The 16,072-nt window shown below is 31.6% G+C and carries 15 protein-coding genes and 1 pseudogene; 7 read left to right on the top strand and 9 right to left on the bottom strand.

Annotated elements, in window-relative coordinates; genetic code table 11:
* Positions 1–2: 2 nt before the first annotated feature.
* Positions 3–1,454 carry a hypothetical protein gene (locus MUW56_RS04025; protein WP_292011975.1) on the top strand — a complete coding sequence of 484 codons (1,452 nt, stop codon included), beginning with the start codon at positions 3–5 and terminating at the stop codon, positions 1,452–1,454.
* Positions 1,455–1,630: 176 nt separating this feature from the next.
* Here MUW56_RS04025 and MUW56_RS04020 read toward each other — a convergent pair whose 3' ends face one another.
* Together MUW56_RS04020 and MUW56_RS04015 are read right to left on the bottom strand one after the other, a co-directional pair.
* Positions 1,631–2,935 carry an HlyD family efflux transporter periplasmic adaptor subunit gene (locus MUW56_RS04020; RefSeq protein WP_292011974.1) on the bottom strand — a complete coding sequence of 435 codons (1,305 nt, stop codon included), beginning with the start codon at positions 2,933–2,935 and terminating at the stop codon, positions 1,631–1,633.
* A 62-nt stretch (positions 2,936–2,997) separates the two neighbouring features.
* Positions 2,998–5,193, bottom strand: a complete 2,196-nt coding sequence (locus tag MUW56_RS04015; protein ID WP_292015372.1) for a peptidase domain-containing ABC transporter — start codon at positions 5,191–5,193, stop codon at positions 2,998–3,000.
* A gap of 931 nt (positions 5,194–6,124) precedes the next feature.
* On the opposite strand from MUW56_RS04015, the gene MUW56_RS04010 reads away from it, so the two are divergent.
* The 4 genes from MUW56_RS04010 to MUW56_RS03995 are packed head-to-tail and all read left to right on the top strand — an operon-like array spanning position 6,125 to position 7,298.
* Positions 6,125–6,364 (top strand): hypothetical protein, encoded by a 240-nt coding sequence (locus MUW56_RS04010; RefSeq protein WP_292011973.1) that lies wholly within the window; start codon positions 6,125–6,127, stop codon positions 6,362–6,364.
* Entirely contained in the window at positions 6,361–6,726 is a 366-nt protein-coding gene (locus MUW56_RS04005) for a hypothetical protein (protein WP_292011972.1), read from the top strand. Before MUW56_RS04010 ends, MUW56_RS04005 begins: the two co-directional genes overlap by 4 nt.
* A 4-nt stretch (positions 6,727–6,730) precedes the next feature.
* On the top strand, positions 6,731–6,967 hold the full coding sequence (locus MUW56_RS04000) for a hypothetical protein (protein ID WP_292011971.1): 237 nt from the start codon (positions 6,731–6,733) through the stop codon (positions 6,965–6,967).
* Position 6,968: 1 nt separating this feature from the next.
* Positions 6,969–7,298 carry a hypothetical protein gene (locus MUW56_RS03995; RefSeq protein ID WP_292011970.1) on the top strand — a complete coding sequence of 110 codons (330 nt, stop codon included), beginning with the start codon at positions 6,969–6,971 and terminating at the stop codon, positions 7,296–7,298.
* 7 nt (positions 7,299–7,305) lie between these two features.
* On the opposite strand, the pseudogene MUW56_RS03990 reads toward MUW56_RS03995, so the two are convergent.
* From MUW56_RS03990 to MUW56_RS03960, 7 genes and pseudogenes are all read right to left on the bottom strand, one after another.
* Positions 7,306–9,492: pseudogene (locus MUW56_RS03990) on the bottom strand (peptidase domain-containing ABC transporter).
* Between the two features lie 50 nt (positions 9,493–9,542).
* On the bottom strand, positions 9,543–10,307 hold the full coding sequence (locus MUW56_RS03985; RefSeq protein ID WP_292011969.1) for a GLPGLI family protein: 765 nt from the start codon (positions 10,305–10,307) through the stop codon (positions 9,543–9,545).
* A gap of 513 nt (positions 10,308–10,820) precedes the next feature.
* Positions 10,821–11,342, bottom strand: coding sequence for a hypothetical protein (locus tag MUW56_RS03980; RefSeq protein ID WP_292011968.1), 522 nt, complete (start codon positions 11,340–11,342; stop codon positions 10,821–10,823).
* Positions 11,343–11,510: 168 nt separating this feature from the next.
* Positions 11,511–12,476, bottom strand: coding sequence for a grasp-with-spasm system ATP-grasp peptide maturase (gene gwsG, locus MUW56_RS03975; protein WP_292011967.1), 966 nt, complete (start codon positions 12,474–12,476; stop codon positions 11,511–11,513).
* Between the two features lie 80 nt (positions 12,477–12,556).
* Positions 12,557–12,739 carry a hypothetical protein gene (locus tag MUW56_RS03970; RefSeq protein ID WP_115973002.1) on the bottom strand — a complete coding sequence of 61 codons (183 nt, stop codon included), beginning with the start codon at positions 12,737–12,739 and terminating at the stop codon, positions 12,557–12,559.
* A 226-nt stretch (positions 12,740–12,965) separates the two neighbouring features.
* Entirely contained in the window at positions 12,966–13,994 is a 1,029-nt protein-coding gene (locus MUW56_RS03965; protein ID WP_292011966.1) for an AraC family transcriptional regulator, read from the bottom strand.
* Positions 13,982–14,461 (bottom strand): hypothetical protein, encoded by a 480-nt coding sequence (locus tag MUW56_RS03960; protein WP_292011965.1) that lies wholly within the window; start codon positions 14,459–14,461, stop codon positions 13,982–13,984. The genes MUW56_RS03965 and MUW56_RS03960 overlap by 13 nt, the downstream gene beginning before the upstream one ends.
* A gap of 441 nt (positions 14,462–14,902) precedes the next feature.
* Between MUW56_RS03960 and MUW56_RS03955 the strand changes: the two genes are divergently transcribed.
* Together MUW56_RS03955 and MUW56_RS03950 are read left to right on the top strand one after the other, a co-directional pair.
* Positions 14,903–15,100: a hypothetical protein gene (locus MUW56_RS03955; protein WP_292011964.1), complete on the top strand. Its 198-nt coding sequence runs from the start codon at positions 14,903–14,905 to the stop codon at positions 15,098–15,100.
* Between the two features lie 13 nt (positions 15,101–15,113).
* Positions 15,114–16,070 carry a hypothetical protein gene (locus MUW56_RS03950; protein ID WP_292011963.1) on the top strand — a complete coding sequence of 319 codons (957 nt, stop codon included), beginning with the start codon at positions 15,114–15,116 and terminating at the stop codon, positions 16,068–16,070.
* The last annotated feature ends 2 nt before the right edge of the window (positions 16,071–16,072 follow it).

Raw genomic sequence — 16,072 nt, 5'->3', positions numbered from 1 at the left:
CCATGGCAAAAAAAACAATCACAGAATTAAAAGAATATTTCAAGGCAGGCAAAAGGCCTACAGAAGCTCAGTTTAGTGACACATTAGACAGTTTTGCCCATCTTGAAGATCCACAGCTATTTCCAAAGAACTATTATCAAAAAAGGCTGTATGTAACTTTTCCCAATCAGGTATCTGATCAGGCCGTTGATATCCTATTTGGGAACAGGGGAATGGCTGGATGGCTCGAAGTGGAAATTGTAGGAACTTTTATGCACACCAGCAGCGTTGGGAACGTAAAAAAGCTTTTTCAGATCGGAGCTAATCCGGATAATGGGATATGGTATACGCCGACTTCCAGAATAGTAGAAGCAGGAGGACATGTTATTTACAACATTTATATCGGGGACTTTGTATGGGACAGTTCCGTTAATCAGTACAAAGTGACGGTCTTCCATACCAGTCCGTTGGGTAATCCATATGACATCAGGCTTACTTATCACTGTGCATTAGATACACTCGATTTTAAAGATGTACAGCTTTCGGATGTTTATACTAATCCACTTTCAGGACCAAGAACTCATTATATACATTACAATGATAACCTTGGGGTAGGAACATCGCAGCCTGAGGCCAAATTACATGTGAAAGCCATTCAGAATCAAGGGCATTCCAATGTAACTTCTGCATTATTTGACAGAAGTGAGGCTGCAGGCGGAAGTAATATTGTACAGTTGAGATATCATACAACAGCTGATCTGGAGCTTAATTCCGGGTATACAGGAACAGCTTTCAGATATGGCTCGTATGGCGATTTTAACATCGTGAATAATGCAGATGGGGCTGCTCTAAACTTTGTTACCAATGCTGCCGTAAGGCTTTCTGTAAGAGCTGATGGAAAAGTTGGAGTAGGAACCAACGAACCTAAGGCGAAAATGAATGTAATTTCAGCAATGCATACCCCAGATCAGGAAGGTACCCTGATCATTGGCGATACTTCCAACACTAACCTGAGATTAGGATGTGCTGAAAATTATTCATGGATACAAAGTCATGCAGGAATGCCGCTGCATATTAACCCTGTTGGCAATAATCTGATTCTTAGTGCAGATGCAGGAAATGTTGGAATAGGAACAAAAAATCCGGATCAGAAGCTTACTGTAAAAGGAAAGATTCATGCAGAAGATGTTATCGTTGATACCAATGTCCCTGCAGATTATGTTTTCCAAAAATATTTTGACGGCGAATCTTCAATCAGACCGGATTATCAGATGCCAAGCATTCAGGAACTTGAATCTTTTATACGGGAAAACAAACACCTCCCGGAAATTCCTTCTGCAGAAGAAATGACGGATAACGGGTTGCCTGTAGGAGACTTTCAGATCAAATTACTTCAGAAGATCGAAGAACTTACGCTTTATATTATTGCTCAGAATAAAGAAATAGAAAATTTAAAAACCATGATCAATGCATAACCTCATTGAGTTTATCCTTATGTAAAAAAACTCCCCCAAATCTATTTTGGGGGAGTTTATTTTTTAGCTGAGAGTTTTAGCATAATAAACAAAAAAGCCTCTGAATTATCAGAGGCTTTAAGTGGTTTCTCCAGGAATATATTTAATCTTCCATCCATAATTTTGCGAATTTCCATTTAACTTTGATATCCCAATAATTTTCTAATTTGATAGAAGAACCTATGGATCAATCGTAAATCTTGTGTAACAATTTCAGCATTACCTTTAAGTTCTTTATCAAATGGGAGGTTTTTGTTGTAAGTTGTCTTTAAACCTTTTGGAAGAGTAACATCTACATAATAATTTCCGGTATTATCTGGAGTAAGCGAAATGTTCCGAACCCTACCTTCTATAATACCGTATTCCTGGTAACGATAATTGTCAAGTTTAATTAAAACTTTTTCTCCTGATGCGATCTTGCCCGAATTTGTAGCCGGTACAGACATTCTGCCTACCAAATTTTCCTTGTTCTTTGGAAAGATAGATAAAATAACGTCCCCCGCTTTTACGAACTGATTTTCGCCAAAAAACTGCTGGAAACTAGCAGGACCATTAATAGAAGAAATGATAAGATAATTCTGTTCCCATTGCCGTAAAGATTTTCTAAGCTGTTCAAATAATTGTGATGTTTGTGAAGAATAGGTAATCTTATCTTTTTCGGTATTAATGGAAGCTCCGCTTTTGGTTTTTGTAACATTAGAAATTCCTTCTTCGATTTGCGATAATGAAATACTAATGTTTTCTATATTCTGTTGAGCTTGTAAAAATTTGATTTTCTCATTTTCCAATTCCACAGCAGCGATCACACCCTGATTAAATAATTCCTGAGAACGGTTATAATTTTTCTTTGTTAGTTCATATTTTGCCAGCTCAAGGTTCTTTTGTTGTTTTAACATAGCAATCCTGCCTTGGTATTCAGAAATAATTTGATTGGCTGCCAAATTTTCCGGTGCATAAGGTTGTAATCTTGTAAACAACTTTTCATCCTGAAATGCCTTTGCAAAACCATTATAATCTCCTTGTAACTCACCCAATTTAAAATGGGAAGTTTGTTGAATGGGAAAAGAACTCAATTCATTAGGCGAAATGGAATCTATTAGTTTTTTAAGCTCCAAAACATCCTTATAATTAGCAGTGGATTGCATGACCATCAAAACGTCATTTTTTTTTACCTCCTGATGATCTTTAATGAAAATTTTTTCGATTTTAGAATTGGTTCGTGCCTCTAATTTTTCCGGTGGATTCTGAGATGTAACAACGATTGGTGCAGGGATAAATTCAGGATACCTGATCATATAGCTCATTGCTAAAATAAGCATGAGAATAATTAATATAATGGTATTTCCCCAACGGATCATCCAGTGAGGTGGCTGAGTAAGAATATCCTGAACGCTTTCAGAACGTAATTCTATATTATCTAATATTTCTTTGTTAGTTTCCAAAATTTAATTTTTAGTAAACAATGTTTTTATAAATTCATAATAGCTTTGACTTGTTAAAGTAGCTAATTCCCCAATTCTAATTGATTTTTTACCAATCTGTAATATTCACCTTTTAAGGCAACCAGCTCATTGTGATTTCCTTCTTCCACGACTTTTCCTTTGTCTAAAACAATAATCTTATCGGCGTGTTTTACGGTTGAAAGCCTGTGTGCAATGACGATAGCAGTTTTACCCTGAAAAAACTGCTCTAAGTTTTCCATGATGACTTTCTCATTGTTGGCGTCTAAGGCAGAAGTAGCTTCATCGAAGAAAATATATTCCGGAGATTTATAGACGGCTCTTGCGATAAATAACCTTTGTTTTTGTCCGCCACTCACTCCCAAACCTTCGTTACCTATTTTTGTGTTATAACTTAACGGTAATTCTTCAATAAAATCTTTAATATTGGCGATTTCTACGGCTTTTCTTAGCTTTTGCTTATCCACAAAATCCTCTCCGACGGCAATATTATTGGCAATTGTATCATTAAAGACATAGCCTTCCTGCATCACCACGCCGCAATGATCTCTCCATAATCTTGGAGAGACATTTTTTAATTTTGTGTTTCCGATTTTAATATCGCCTTCATTGGGCTCATAAAATTTCATAAATAATTTTAAAAGCGTTGTTTTTCCACTTCCACTGGCTCCCACGATAGCAGTTGTTTTCTGATAAGGAATATTTAAACTTAAATTTTCAAAAACCAAAGCATCTGAACCAATATATCTGAACGAAAGATTTTCTATTTCAATATCTTTTTCAGGAATATCGTGAGCGTATTGTTCGTCTTTACTTTCCTCATCTTCTTTATCATGAATTTCACTTAATCTTTCCAATGAAATTTTAGCATCCTGCGTCTGTTTGATAAAATCTATCAATTGTAATAAAGGACTATTCAACTGTCCAATAATGTATTGAACGGAAAGCATCATTCCCAATGTTAAATTTCCACTAAGAACAAGCTTTGCAGAAAGAAAACTTACCAAAATATCTTTCATTTGATTAATAAAATTTCCTCCGACGGACTGCCATTGTTCTAATGACAAAGATTTTATCCTTATTTTAAATAATTTAACCTGTAAAAATTCCCAATCCCAACGCTTTTGTTTTTCGGCGTTGTGCATTTTGATTTCCTGCATTCCGTTGATCAGTTCGATCACTTTACTTTGCTCCTGGGAAACTTGTGAGAATCTTTTATAATCAAGCTCTTTTCTTTTATTAAGGAAAAAACTGATCCATGCGATGTACAAAACAGCTCCGACCAAATAGACGACGAAAAGCTTGTAATCATAAAATAATAAGATGATGCTGAAAATGATAAGGTTGACCAATGAAAATAATGTATTCAGAGATGAGCTGGTCAAAAGCTGCTCAATCCTGTGATGGTCATTAATTCTCTGCATGATATCGCCGGTCATTCTCGTATCAAAAAAGCTGATGGGAAGCTTCATTAATTTAATGAAAAAGTCAGAAATGATGGAAATATTTATCCTTGCTGAAAGATGGAGCAAGATCCAGCTTCGGATAACTTCGATTCCCATTCTTCCCAGGAAAAGCATGATCTGGGCTAATAAAATGATATAAATGAAATTCAGATCTTGATTCTGAATCCCGACATCGACGATACTTTGGGTAAGGAAAGGAAAAATCAATGATAATAAACTTCCCGCCAAAAGCCCGACTGCCAGCTGAATGACAAGAGATTTGTATTTTAATAAATATTTTGAAAGAAATGTAAAGCTTGCTTTACTTTCTTTATCATCAAATTCGGTTTGAAAAAACGCAGGGGTAGTCTCCAAAATCAGAGCAATACCTTCTTCTGTGCTTTCGTTGGCATTTTCGCCGATCCATAATTTTATAAATTCGTCTCGGCTGTAGGTGATCAACCCGTAACTAGGGTCCGAAATGTAAACTTTATTGTTTTTATCAATTTTATAAACGACTACAAAGTGATTTTTGTTCCAGTGAACAATACAGGGAAAAGGAACTTCTTCTGTAAGAGTTTTAAAATCAATTTGTACTCCGAGTGAGCGGAAACCAAGATCTTCAGCAGCATCACTCAAACCAAGTAAACTACTTCCTTCTCTTGTAGTCTCCGAAAGGTTACGGATTTGTTGCATGGATATAGTTTTTCCGTAAAATTTGCTTACAATACGGAGGCAAGTAGGACCGCAGTCTTTGGAATGGGGCTGCTTATAAAAAGGAAACTTTTTTTCAATTAATTATGTTTTAATTTCTCTTTACCAATTGCTCCCACATGACTTAATATTTTATGGCTTTGTCTTTAAGAGGATTACTCCATTCCGTATTCACCTGTACGAATTATAGCGACCTGATATTGGGTTTTTCTGATCAGAAATTTATATTTAGATTTTTATACTGTACACATGTAAAAAAATAAATTTATACCTTTACCTAGAGCAAAGATGCAACAATATCAAGAAATTTTACAATATATTGGTCCATAAATTCATGAATTTAGGTACCTGATTTCATAAATTTAAAATAGTTAAAATGTTTTATTCCAGATATATATATATCAGTTCTTTAATTGTTATCTGCTACTTTTCAATTTACTTGAATAGATAGAAAGTGGAGTTGCTTTGCGAATGATTGTTCAGTATTATACCCTAATTAATCAGCAATAGAAGAAATTTTGCATAAACAAAACTTTTGTCTTTGCTAATCTGTTGATAAAGCAATTAATCCAATGCAAAAAATCTTTGAGTTGATTATCATAAACGAGAGTCTAACAAGGTTATTGTTCTCATCTGTTTGGTACCAGATAAAGATAATTTATTCCGCAAATTAAGTTGCAGCAGAAGTAGCTTTGATCTATTATTCTAAATGAATTTGATAGATGTCCTCTAATTTGTTTTAACTTTTTGTGAACTGCCCTCAATTATAACTTGAAACCAGACAACAAATAAAAATATGAGAAGTATTTTTTTTATCTTTAATATTGAAAAAGATGGTACAAATTTGTACAGCCAATTACAGAAATTATGCTCGAAAGCGCCGTTTCAAAAACGGTTTATGAAAACAAGAAAAGATAATTAATACTTGTATTTGATGGAAGGACCTTACTTCTGTATCATGCTCCGTGAGAGTATATTTCCGTTAATAGCAGCTAATTAATCCAAACAACATATGAAAACAACATTTTTTTTATTTTTCACCATTTTTTCTTTGAACATAAAAGCCCAAAATCTTTATAAATTTTCAAATGATATTGAAAAGGAAATTAATAATGATAAAAGCGGAGACAATTCTTATAAATATCAAATTGGGGCAATGAAGTATTCTATGTCAAATTATTATTTTAAGGGATTACAAACTTGGGATAAACTAGGACGAAAAGAAAAAAATTATCTAATGATTACAGTTTGAAATTCGTAAAACATAAAGTTGAAAATGCTAAAGATTATATCTTAAATAAATCAAAAAAAGAGGAAATATTGATTCTCAACGAAGCGCACCATTATGCGAGTCATAGAACATTTGCAACATCTCTATTAAAAGGACTTTATGAAAATGGCTATCGTTATTTAGGTCTGGAGGCTTTAGGTGATGATTCAATAAATATTAGAAAATTCCCAACAATCCACAGTGGCTTTTATACTTCCGAACCACAATTTGGTAATTTCATTAAAACTGCTTTGGATTTGGGCTTTATTCTATTTAAATATGAAGCGGAATCGGGAAAAAAATGGAAAAGAAAGAGAGATAGAACAAGCAGAGAATATCTATAAATTTATGCAGAAAAATAAAAATGGAAAATATTTTATTTACTGTGGATATGAGCATGCATATGAAGGAAAACACCAGACTTGGGAAAAAACAATGGCAGGAAGACTTTTTGACCTGACGAAGATCAACCCTCTTACAGTTGATCAAACGCAATTATCTGAAAGAAGTGACTCTGAAATGAATGACCCATTATTAAGCTCTATAAACGGGAATTTTCCTTGTTGTTTTATTAGACGAAAATAAAATGGTATTCACAGGAATTCAAAAGGAGCCTTTTACAGATATAAAAATTATACATCCAATTACAGCATACATTAAAGCAAGACCTAATTGGATGCTAAATAAAACCCGCCAATTTTATGAAATACCAAAATCTAAAATTAAAAATTATCCATCCTTAATTTTTGCGTATAGAAAGGGAGAATTTGAAAACAAGGGTGTTCCTGCAGATATTATAGAATTACAGAGTGTAAAAGATTCAAGTTATCTTATTTTAGATAAGGGAAATTATGATATTGTAGTAAAAGATAGAGCATATAACATTACTAATAAGTTTGAAGAAACCATAGAATAACTACCTCTTAATTCCCGAGTTCCAGTTGATTTTTAACCAAACGATAGTATTCGCCCTTCTGAGCAACCAATTCTTGATGATTTCCTTCTTCAACGACCTTACCTTTATCCAACACAATAATTTTATCTGCATTTTTTACGGTAGATAAACGATGTGCAATAACAATGGCTGTTTTACCTTTAAAAAACTGTTCCAGATTTTCCATGATAATCTTTTCATTATTAGCATCTAATGCGGATGTTGCTTCATCAAAAAAAATAAATTCAGGAGATTTATAAACAGCTCTTGCAATAAATATCCTCTGTTTTTGTCCTCCGCTAATTCCTACCCCTTCGTTTCCAATTTTAGTATTATGGCTTAGCGGTAAGCTGTCAACAAATTCTTTAATACTGGCAATTTCTAAAGCTTTGCTTAGCCTTTGATTATCTATATAGTTTTCCCCTACAGCCACATTATTAGCAATTGTATCATTAAATACATAACCATCCTGCATGACGACTCCGCAATTATTTCTCCACGTTCTTGGGGAAATATCTTTTAGAGTAGTGTTTCCCAATTTAATTTCTCCCATATTAGGTTCATAAAACTTCATTAAAAGTTTTAAAAATGTAGTTTTTCCGCTTCCACTTGCTCCTACAATTGCAGTAATTTTTTGATAAGGAATTGTAATATTCAGGTTTTCAAAAACAAACTGATCAGATCCCATATAACGAAAAGAAACATTATTTACTTCAATATCTTGAGAAGGAATTTCTTTAGCATACTGTTCATTTTTGTTTTCTTCGTCTTCTTTATTATGAATCTCGCCCAATCTTTCAATGCAAATTTGCACATCCTGAGCCTGTTTTATAAAATCAAAAATCTGCAAAAGAGGACCGTTTAATTGCCCGATGATATATTGTACAGAAAGCATCATACCTAAAGTTAAATTTCCACTTAAAACTAATTTCGCTGAAAGAAAGCTTACCAAAATATCCTTCGTTGTATTAATGAAATTTCCTCCAACAGATTGCCACTGTTCTAATGAAAGAGATTTAAGTCTAATCTTGAAAAGTTTGATCTGCAAAAATTCCCATCCCCATCGTTTTTGTTTTTCAGCATTATACATTTTAATTTCCTGCATACCATTAATCAGCTCGATTACTTTACTCTGCTCTTGAGAAAGCTGAGAGAATCTTTTATAGTCTAATTCTCTCCTTTTTTTAAGAAAAAAGATATCCAGGTAATGTATAAAATGGCCCCAACAATGTATACAAAAAATAAACGATAATCATACAATAACAGTACAACACTATATATGATGAGATTGATCAGAGAAAATAATGTGTTAAGAGAAGAATTTGTAATTAATTGTTCTATACGATTGTGGTCATTGATTCGCTCCAAAATATCTCCTGACAATCTTGTATCAAAGAAACTAATGGGAAGATTCATTAATTTAATAAAGAAATCGGAAACAATAGAAATATTGATCCTGGTAGAGAGGTGAAGTAAAATCCAGCTTCTTATGACCTCTATACCCGTTCTGCCTGTAAAAAGCATTATTTGAGCCAATAACACAAGATAGATAAAATTAAGATCTTGATTTTGAATCCCCACATCTACTATACTCTGCGTAAGGAACGGAAAAATAAGGAAAGAATACTTCCTGCAAGAAGACCAATAGCAAGCTGAAAAGCCAGTGGTTTATATTTGAAAAGATATTTGGAGAGAAATTTTAGACTGACTTTACTTTCTTCATCAAATTCATTTTGATAAAATGTTGGTGTTGTCTCTAAAACAAGTACAACTCCTTCTTCGGTTTGTTCATTAGCATTTTCACCGATCCATTGTTTGATAAATTCTTCTTTTGAGTACGTTATTAACCCGTAACTTGGATCGGAAATGTACACCGTATCATTTTTATCAATATTGTATATTACAACAAAATGTTCTTTATTCCAATGTACAATACAAGGAAGCGGAACTTGTTCTTTTAACGTATTAAAATCAATTTTAATGCCTAACGAACTATATCCTATTTTCTCCGCTGCATTGCTGAGTCCCATGAATGAACTTCCTGCTCTTGTAGTTTCCGAGAGAGTACGAATCTGTTGTAAGGGATCTCCTTTCCATAAAACTTGCTTACAATTCTTAAACAAGTTGGACCGCAGTCTTTGTAATCTGGCTGTTTGTAGAATGGGAATTTTTTCAAACTTAAATTAATCTGGATATTTTATAGCATCAGACAGCTCTATTGGATTGTTATTTTTTTTTCAAGCGGGTTTGGGCTGTTGTTGTCATTTTTCTGAAATCAGGTTCAATATCTTTTCCGTTCTCATCTTTAAATTTTGCCTTTATATTTCCAGACTTCATTTCTCTGAAAGGGTCATTGTAATAATCTAAAAATGCTTTTTGCAACTGCTTTTGAGGGATATTAATTGCTCCTTTATACATGTTTTCAAATTCTAAAGTGTCAGTTCTCTTCTTTATCGTATAAAGGCTAAATTTATAAGAACCCGTAGTATCTTCCATATAAACTATTACTCCAGGTAGATTTCGGAATATATACGGGCCCCCTTGAATTGGTAGATCTTGAGTAAACCATGCTTCCCAAACTCTTCCTTTATATTTCAAAATTGCCTTTGTACATAGATAGTTGTCTATTTTTTTGGTTTCGGGTTTCAGCTCCCAATTTAAATTGACATGTTCTGTTACTTTGTATACATCTTTAAACAAAAAATAATATTTAGAACTTAAGTTTTCTTCATGATTAACAACTAAAAAGCTGTTATCACCCACAGCAAAATCTTCAAATCCTTTGCTTCTCATTGAATCTACTTTGTATTGTTTTTCAGTCAAGAATTTAGATTTTCCTCCCTGAACCAAAAGCGTCATGTTTTTATTCATTGTCTCGGAACTTAAGGAATCTTCTTTATAGGTAAGTTGATAATCAAGTCGAAAATTTTGGGCATAAAAATTACAAGACAAAAAGATTAGTACTAAGCTTTTTAAAATTTTAGAATTCATAGTAAATGTAGATTTATCATTTAATTTTTTGCTCTTTTAATTAAATTCTGCGATGTAGGGATTATAATTACAATTAACTGTATATCCGGTTTTACCTTTCTCTGGTAGATATGTCGTTGTGCAGCAATACCTAAATTCACAAACATTACATGGGGTAATATCATCTTTTTTAATATTCCATAATTGTGATAATTTTTTTACAGTGTTTGTTTTTTATTTCTTCAAAATCTTCCAAGATATTTCCGTAACTATTTTTATCTGAAAAACTATGTTTTATATTGCCATTTCCATCAATAAATATCGTTTTGTACAATGCCAGATTATAATTATTAGCAATGTTATATGCACCTATACTTATTGCAATATCGTAAAGTCTAAATTGTGTTAAAAATAAATTAGAATCGTCTGTGGTTATATAATTTGTAATTACCTCACTGTTTTGGCGAGTTCTTTTTTTAGGAGAATTAAATAGAACAATTGATTTTACTCTATCATTTTGATAAATTCTTTTATCTATTTTTGGTATGGTATTGAAAATGACAAATTAGATACTTGTGAATATTCCAAAGATGATAATATCTGATGTACTTGTTCCATACAGTTTTTATTATCAATATGAAAATGCAGCCTTTTAACACCTAGTTGCTGAATATTTCTCGCAAAAGAATTAATATTATCATAAATATATTGGGATAATATTACAGTTGTAAAAATGAATATTGATGTATCTTCATTAGTGCTTAAAGCGGGTAAATCTGGAAAAAAATTGTTGGCAGAATAAAAAATAAACTCTTTTTCTTCCAATAACTTTAAATATTCTTTTGCTATTTTATTGTGTTTATATTCTTCCAAAACATCATTGACCTTTCTTCCTCTAATATCTTCAACAAAATCTATTAAGGTATTCGGTATAAATTCTATATTTTCTCTTTGGATATCATATATAGCACTTCTTTCAAAACCTCTTACCAATAGGCAACAAGAAAAAAAGTTAATATATTTGTCTTTATTGCTCTGTAAATAAATTGATTCCATCTTTGTATATGCTTAAACAGTAAATTTCTGATTGATGTGCAAGTGTATTGATTGCTCTATATCGACGATTCCTCCTAACAGAATTGGTATTTACAGGATATAGGTTGGAAAACTGTATTGGGAACAATTCCTTCTTACTAGTTCCCATTTCTTTTAATAGACTTCTTTTCATACATTCATATTTTTTAAACAATTAGCAACTTCAATATGAAGATTATAGCCACAAGGAAACGAGGTCATTCTAAACTGACCGGAAGGATTTATTTCTAAAAAATAATATTCACCATCATCAGCTTTAATCATGTCCAGGGATCCCGTGTTCAACCCTAATTTTTTCATCAAAGAAGATATTTTCTGATCCACATCATTGGGAAGTGTATATGGTACAAGCCTATTAGGGTTAACATAATTGTATTGCCTATAATCTGTACTTGTTTGATTATCAGTTTGAGAAAATATAGCCATACTGTAATTTTTTCCATTCAAGTGAAAAATCCGAAGTTCATATTCTTTGTTAATTTTTTCTTGAAATAAACTTGGAAAAAAATTTTCATAACTACGAATCTTTTTCTCTCCTATTTCATTGGTGAAAAAGTAGAATATTTTGTCTTCTATATCTAAAACTGTAGCGTCTTTTATAGATTTAGTGATATATGACTGATTGTAGTTTAAATTATTTGAATTGTTGGTTATATACGTTTGGGGAATTTTAATTCCTAATTCCTGAGCCGTCATTAAACACCTAATTTTAGTCATTTGATTTACGTTGAGATAATGGTTAAGCCATTTTTTATCTTTTAAAAATTCAAAAAAAATATCTAATGTTGATATGTACTCTGATTTCAAATAATCTAACATTTCGATATTTGTCTCGGATCTAATATGCTCTCTATACTTTCTAAAAAAACCAAATTTTCTATACCAAACACAATTAACATCTGAAATATCCACTTTTCCAAAAAAAATATTTTCAACAAACAATTTAGGAAATGGTTGTAATTCAACATACATTTTTGTTTTTCCAGTAAATAAATCTAAATCGTTAATTCTTATGTGTTTTTCACCAAGTATTGACAAGTGTTCCATTACCCAGTTCGTGTCGTCATCATTGGGAGTAGATAAAATCAATATCATATTAAATTATTAAAACATTTTAAAAGAAAAAGGCTGCTCTTAATACTTAGAGACAGCCTCTTTTGTAAGACTGTTGTTACCTATGATTTATCATCACATCCGTCATCAGCCGTACCTCCATTGTTCATAATCGTAGTAGTTGCAAGCATGCTAGCATCACTAGGTTGTAGAGACAATGATCCTGCATAAACAGATTTCAAATCACCTAATTTTTTACCTTTTAAGGATTCTAGGGATTTTTTTGATTGCATTTCTTTTTTCATAACATAGAAATATTAAAATAATTTTTTTCCTACTCTATTTAAGCTTTTCGGATTCCGCTATTATTTATTATTGTGAAAATTAAAAAATCAATTGTGATTTGCTTTGAAACAAAGATGCAGGAACAGCAAAAATTCCACAAGTATACACTCAATAGATTCAAGAATTTATAAGCATAAATTCTTGAATCTATTGAGTGCAAATATTGATAATAAGTATTGTGTGTCGCTAAGCGGTTAAGTCTATTTTATTTTCAATTTCTTTTAAATAGACCCCAAGGGGAGTTCCTGTTCTTCTTTTGAATGCCAATGTAAATGCCTGTTCATTATTATATCCTAATTCTTCCGCAACAAAAGATATTTTGTAGGAGCGAAATTTTTTGTCAGTTGCTAATCTGTTAATAGCATGGTCTATTCGTAAATCATTTATGTAAGTTGCAAAGTTTTTACCCTTATAAATATTAATGACTTCCGACAAATAACGGGGGTTTGTTTTTATCTTTTTTGCTAGACTACCCAGCGTAATTCCTTTTTGTAGAAAATGTTCTTTTGCTTCAAACATGTTTAATTCTCTTAATATACTTTGAGCAACTTCTTCAGAAGTTATCCTGATTATTTTTTCTTCTGTGTTTTCATTTTCTATTGAATCGCTTGATATATCTTGAAGTTTTCCCGTATTATTATTACTTTGATTTTTCTCGAAGACCGAATCTAGCAGTTCTTGAGCAATAATTTTATGCCTTCTTTCTGATTTTTTAGATTTATAATACAGAATTACCGTCAACAATAATATTATAGCTAGAACAACAATTGAAATATAAAGAATTACTTTTCTGTTTTGTAGGTCATTAATGATATTTTCTTTTTCTTTTACAAGATTAGGAGCATCGTACCTTCTAGGAAGCTCTCTGGATACATATCTAAATTGTGAATCGAGTTTTTTATCAATATTCAAAAAACGATCAATATAGTAGAGTTGTTTTTCTTTATCATTCTTTTCCTTATAATAATCTATCAGGTAGGAATAGACTTCTCGGAGCTCAGGAAAAGTATTATCAGTTTTCTGAACAATAGAATCTATCGTAATAAAATTTTTTATGGCATTTTCCTTTTGGCCAATACCTGCATATGCCTGACCAAGATATAATGCAGCATAATTAATACTTAGAGCGTCTGCTTCTGTTTTGGTAAAATATTCCTTAGATTTACTGAGCTCATTAATAGCTACAGCATAATTCCTGAGCTTTAGATTATACAAGCCAAATAGTGATAGGTATTGATTATAGCGATAAATATTTGTTTTTTTGATGCTTGCAACCCTTCCTGAATAAGTACTTTGGCGGAATCCATCTTCTCAATATCCAAATAAGTACTTGCCAAATTTAAATGAATATCAGAAAGTTCGTTTTCAGTTAGGTAAGGGGCACTGTAAAGATAATATCTCAATTTCTTTGCAGCTTCATAATGTTTGCCAATATAATTATTTAAGTAAGCGATACTAATCTCAGCAAAAGCAATCTGTCTTTTATTTCCCTTTTCCTTAGCATACTTCAATCCCAAAATATAATTGTTCAATGCTTCTTTTTGATGATCGTACCTCAAATATAGATTGCCCCTCAGTAAATAAATGCGTGCTGGATAGGTGTCTTTTTTAGAATTTTTTGTTAAAGATTGCAGACTATCAAGATATTTTAATGCATTGGGTAATGAATCGTTAAAATGCATTAAAACGTAAGCTTCTGCAATTTTATCATTATTTTTTTCTTGCTTAGCCCTCCGCAGATAGTAATGACTTATTAAATTTGCCTTCTGTAGATTGTCAGTACTGTTGTACTCGTAATATTTTGTTTCTAAATCTGAGAACGAAAATTTTTTTAATGAATCAATATCGTTATTTTTTGCAGATATTAAACTAAAAGACAGGACTAATAAAAAAAAATCGAACTTTTATCATCATTTTTTAATATTATGTAAAAATATAATTTTAATTCCTTATAAAATTACGTATATCATGTTTTTCATAATAGATGTGTAATTGATTGTAAACTTGTTGTTTATATTCGTTTTTATGGCCATAAATTCAAGAATCTATGGTTACACTTATTTGGCAATTAAATAAATAGCACTTTATTTGCTAATTGCATTAATTACAAAAATAATCAACAAATGAAAAAACTAAATCAAAATCAAAGCGAAAAAAAATTATCTTTGAAAAAGTTACAACTAAGTAAAATTAATAACATGGCAAATGTTCATGGTGGGGGGCCTTTGCAAGCTCAACTTGCTGAAGGTGGGAATGATTGTATGTTTCCAGAAGACGCGAGTAAACCTGCTGACCATGGTATTAAAACTCCTACACAATAATCTTTAATGATTTATGAAAAGCAAAATATTTATCATTACTTTTTTTTTATCGGTTTTCATCCAGGCACAAAAAACAAATGTGGCTCCTTCTGTACCCGTTACAGAAGAATACTTTGGAATTAAGGTCACCGATGATTACAGAAATCTTGAGGATCTAAATGATTTTTCAACTAAGCAATGGATGAAATCTCAAACAGATTACACCAATTCTATACTTAGAAAAATTCCTAATTGGGATAACTATTTAAATCTAAGAACCGAATTGGATAAAAAACAAGGGTATTCTGTGTCTGATTTAAAAATTACCAGTAATGATAAATATTTTTATTTAAAAAGAAATGCAGGGGAAAAGACTGCAAAAGTATATTGTAGAGAAGGATTTGTAGGTAAAGAAGAATTACTATACGACCCTTCTAATTTCGTTTCTGCAAATGAAAGTAAAACTTCAAATAGTCATGAATTCATTATTAACGTAATAAGTCCTAGCTGGGATGGTAGCAGAATAGCTATATCTTTATCCGAGAAAGGAAAAGAATTTTCTGAAGTTATAATAATGGATGTAAAAACTAAATATATTCATCCGCAAATTATTACACAGCTTAATCCATCTAGTATAGGTGGGATTAAATGGATGGGAGATAATTCTGGTTTTTTCTATGTATATTATCCTGAAATAGATGTCAAATCGCCATTATTTGCAAAAAACACTCAAACAGTATTATATAAAATTGGAGAAGATCCTAATAAACGAAATGTTGTTTTTTCTAATCTTCATAATCCTGATTTAAATATTACAAAGGAAGTATATCCTTCAATATTAACATTTAATCCTAAAGATAAATATTATATAGGTATATTGGTTGACGCTGAGGATTTTAGGAATACATTTATAATAAGCAAAAAGATCTTCTTGCTGGTAAAAACAACTGGAAACCATTGTATAATAAAAGCAATAAGATATTCTTTTTGAGA

The organism is Chryseobacterium sp. (genome assembly GCF_022869225.1).
Lineage (GTDB): Bacteria > Bacteroidota > Bacteroidia > Flavobacteriales > Weeksellaceae > Chryseobacterium.
Note: the sequence above shows the minus strand (reverse complement) of the source record. Positions and strands in the feature narration are given on the sequence as shown.

Excerpts from the sequence above, each read along its gene's own strand:
- MUW56_RS04025 (WP_292011975.1), top strand. The coding sequence starts at position 3 with ATGGCAAAAAAAACAATCACAGAATTAAAAGAATATTTCAAGGCAGGC.
- MUW56_RS04010 (WP_292011973.1), top strand. The coding sequence starts at position 6,125 with ATGAAAACAACATTTTTTTTATTTTTCACCATTTTTTCTTTGAACATA.
- MUW56_RS04000 (WP_292011971.1), top strand. The coding sequence starts at position 6,731 with ATGCAGAAAAATAAAAATGGAAAATATTTTATTTACTGTGGATATGAG.
- MUW56_RS03995 (WP_292011970.1), top strand. The coding sequence starts at position 6,969 with ATGGTATTCACAGGAATTCAAAAGGAGCCTTTTACAGATATAAAAATT.
- MUW56_RS03985 (WP_292011969.1), bottom strand. The coding sequence starts at position 10,307 with ATGAATTCTAAAATTTTAAAAAGCTTAGTACTAATCTTTTTGTCTTGT.
- MUW56_RS03980 (WP_292011968.1), bottom strand. The coding sequence starts at position 11,342 with ATGGAATCAATTTATTTACAGAGCAATAAAGACAAATATATTAACTTT.
- gwsG (WP_292011967.1), bottom strand. The coding sequence starts at position 12,476 with ATGATATTGATTTTATCTACTCCCAATGATGACGACACGAACTGGGTA.
- MUW56_RS03970 (WP_115973002.1), bottom strand. The coding sequence starts at position 12,739 with ATGAAAAAAGAAATGCAATCAAAAAAATCCCTAGAATCCTTAAAAGGT.
- MUW56_RS03960 (WP_292011965.1), bottom strand. The coding sequence starts at position 14,461 with ATGCATTTTAACGATTCATTACCCAATGCATTAAAATATCTTGATAGT.
- MUW56_RS03955 (WP_292011964.1), top strand. The coding sequence starts at position 14,903 with ATGAAAAAACTAAATCAAAATCAAAGCGAAAAAAAATTATCTTTGAAA.
- MUW56_RS03950 (WP_292011963.1), top strand. The coding sequence starts at position 15,114 with ATGAAAAGCAAAATATTTATCATTACTTTTTTTTTATCGGTTTTCATC.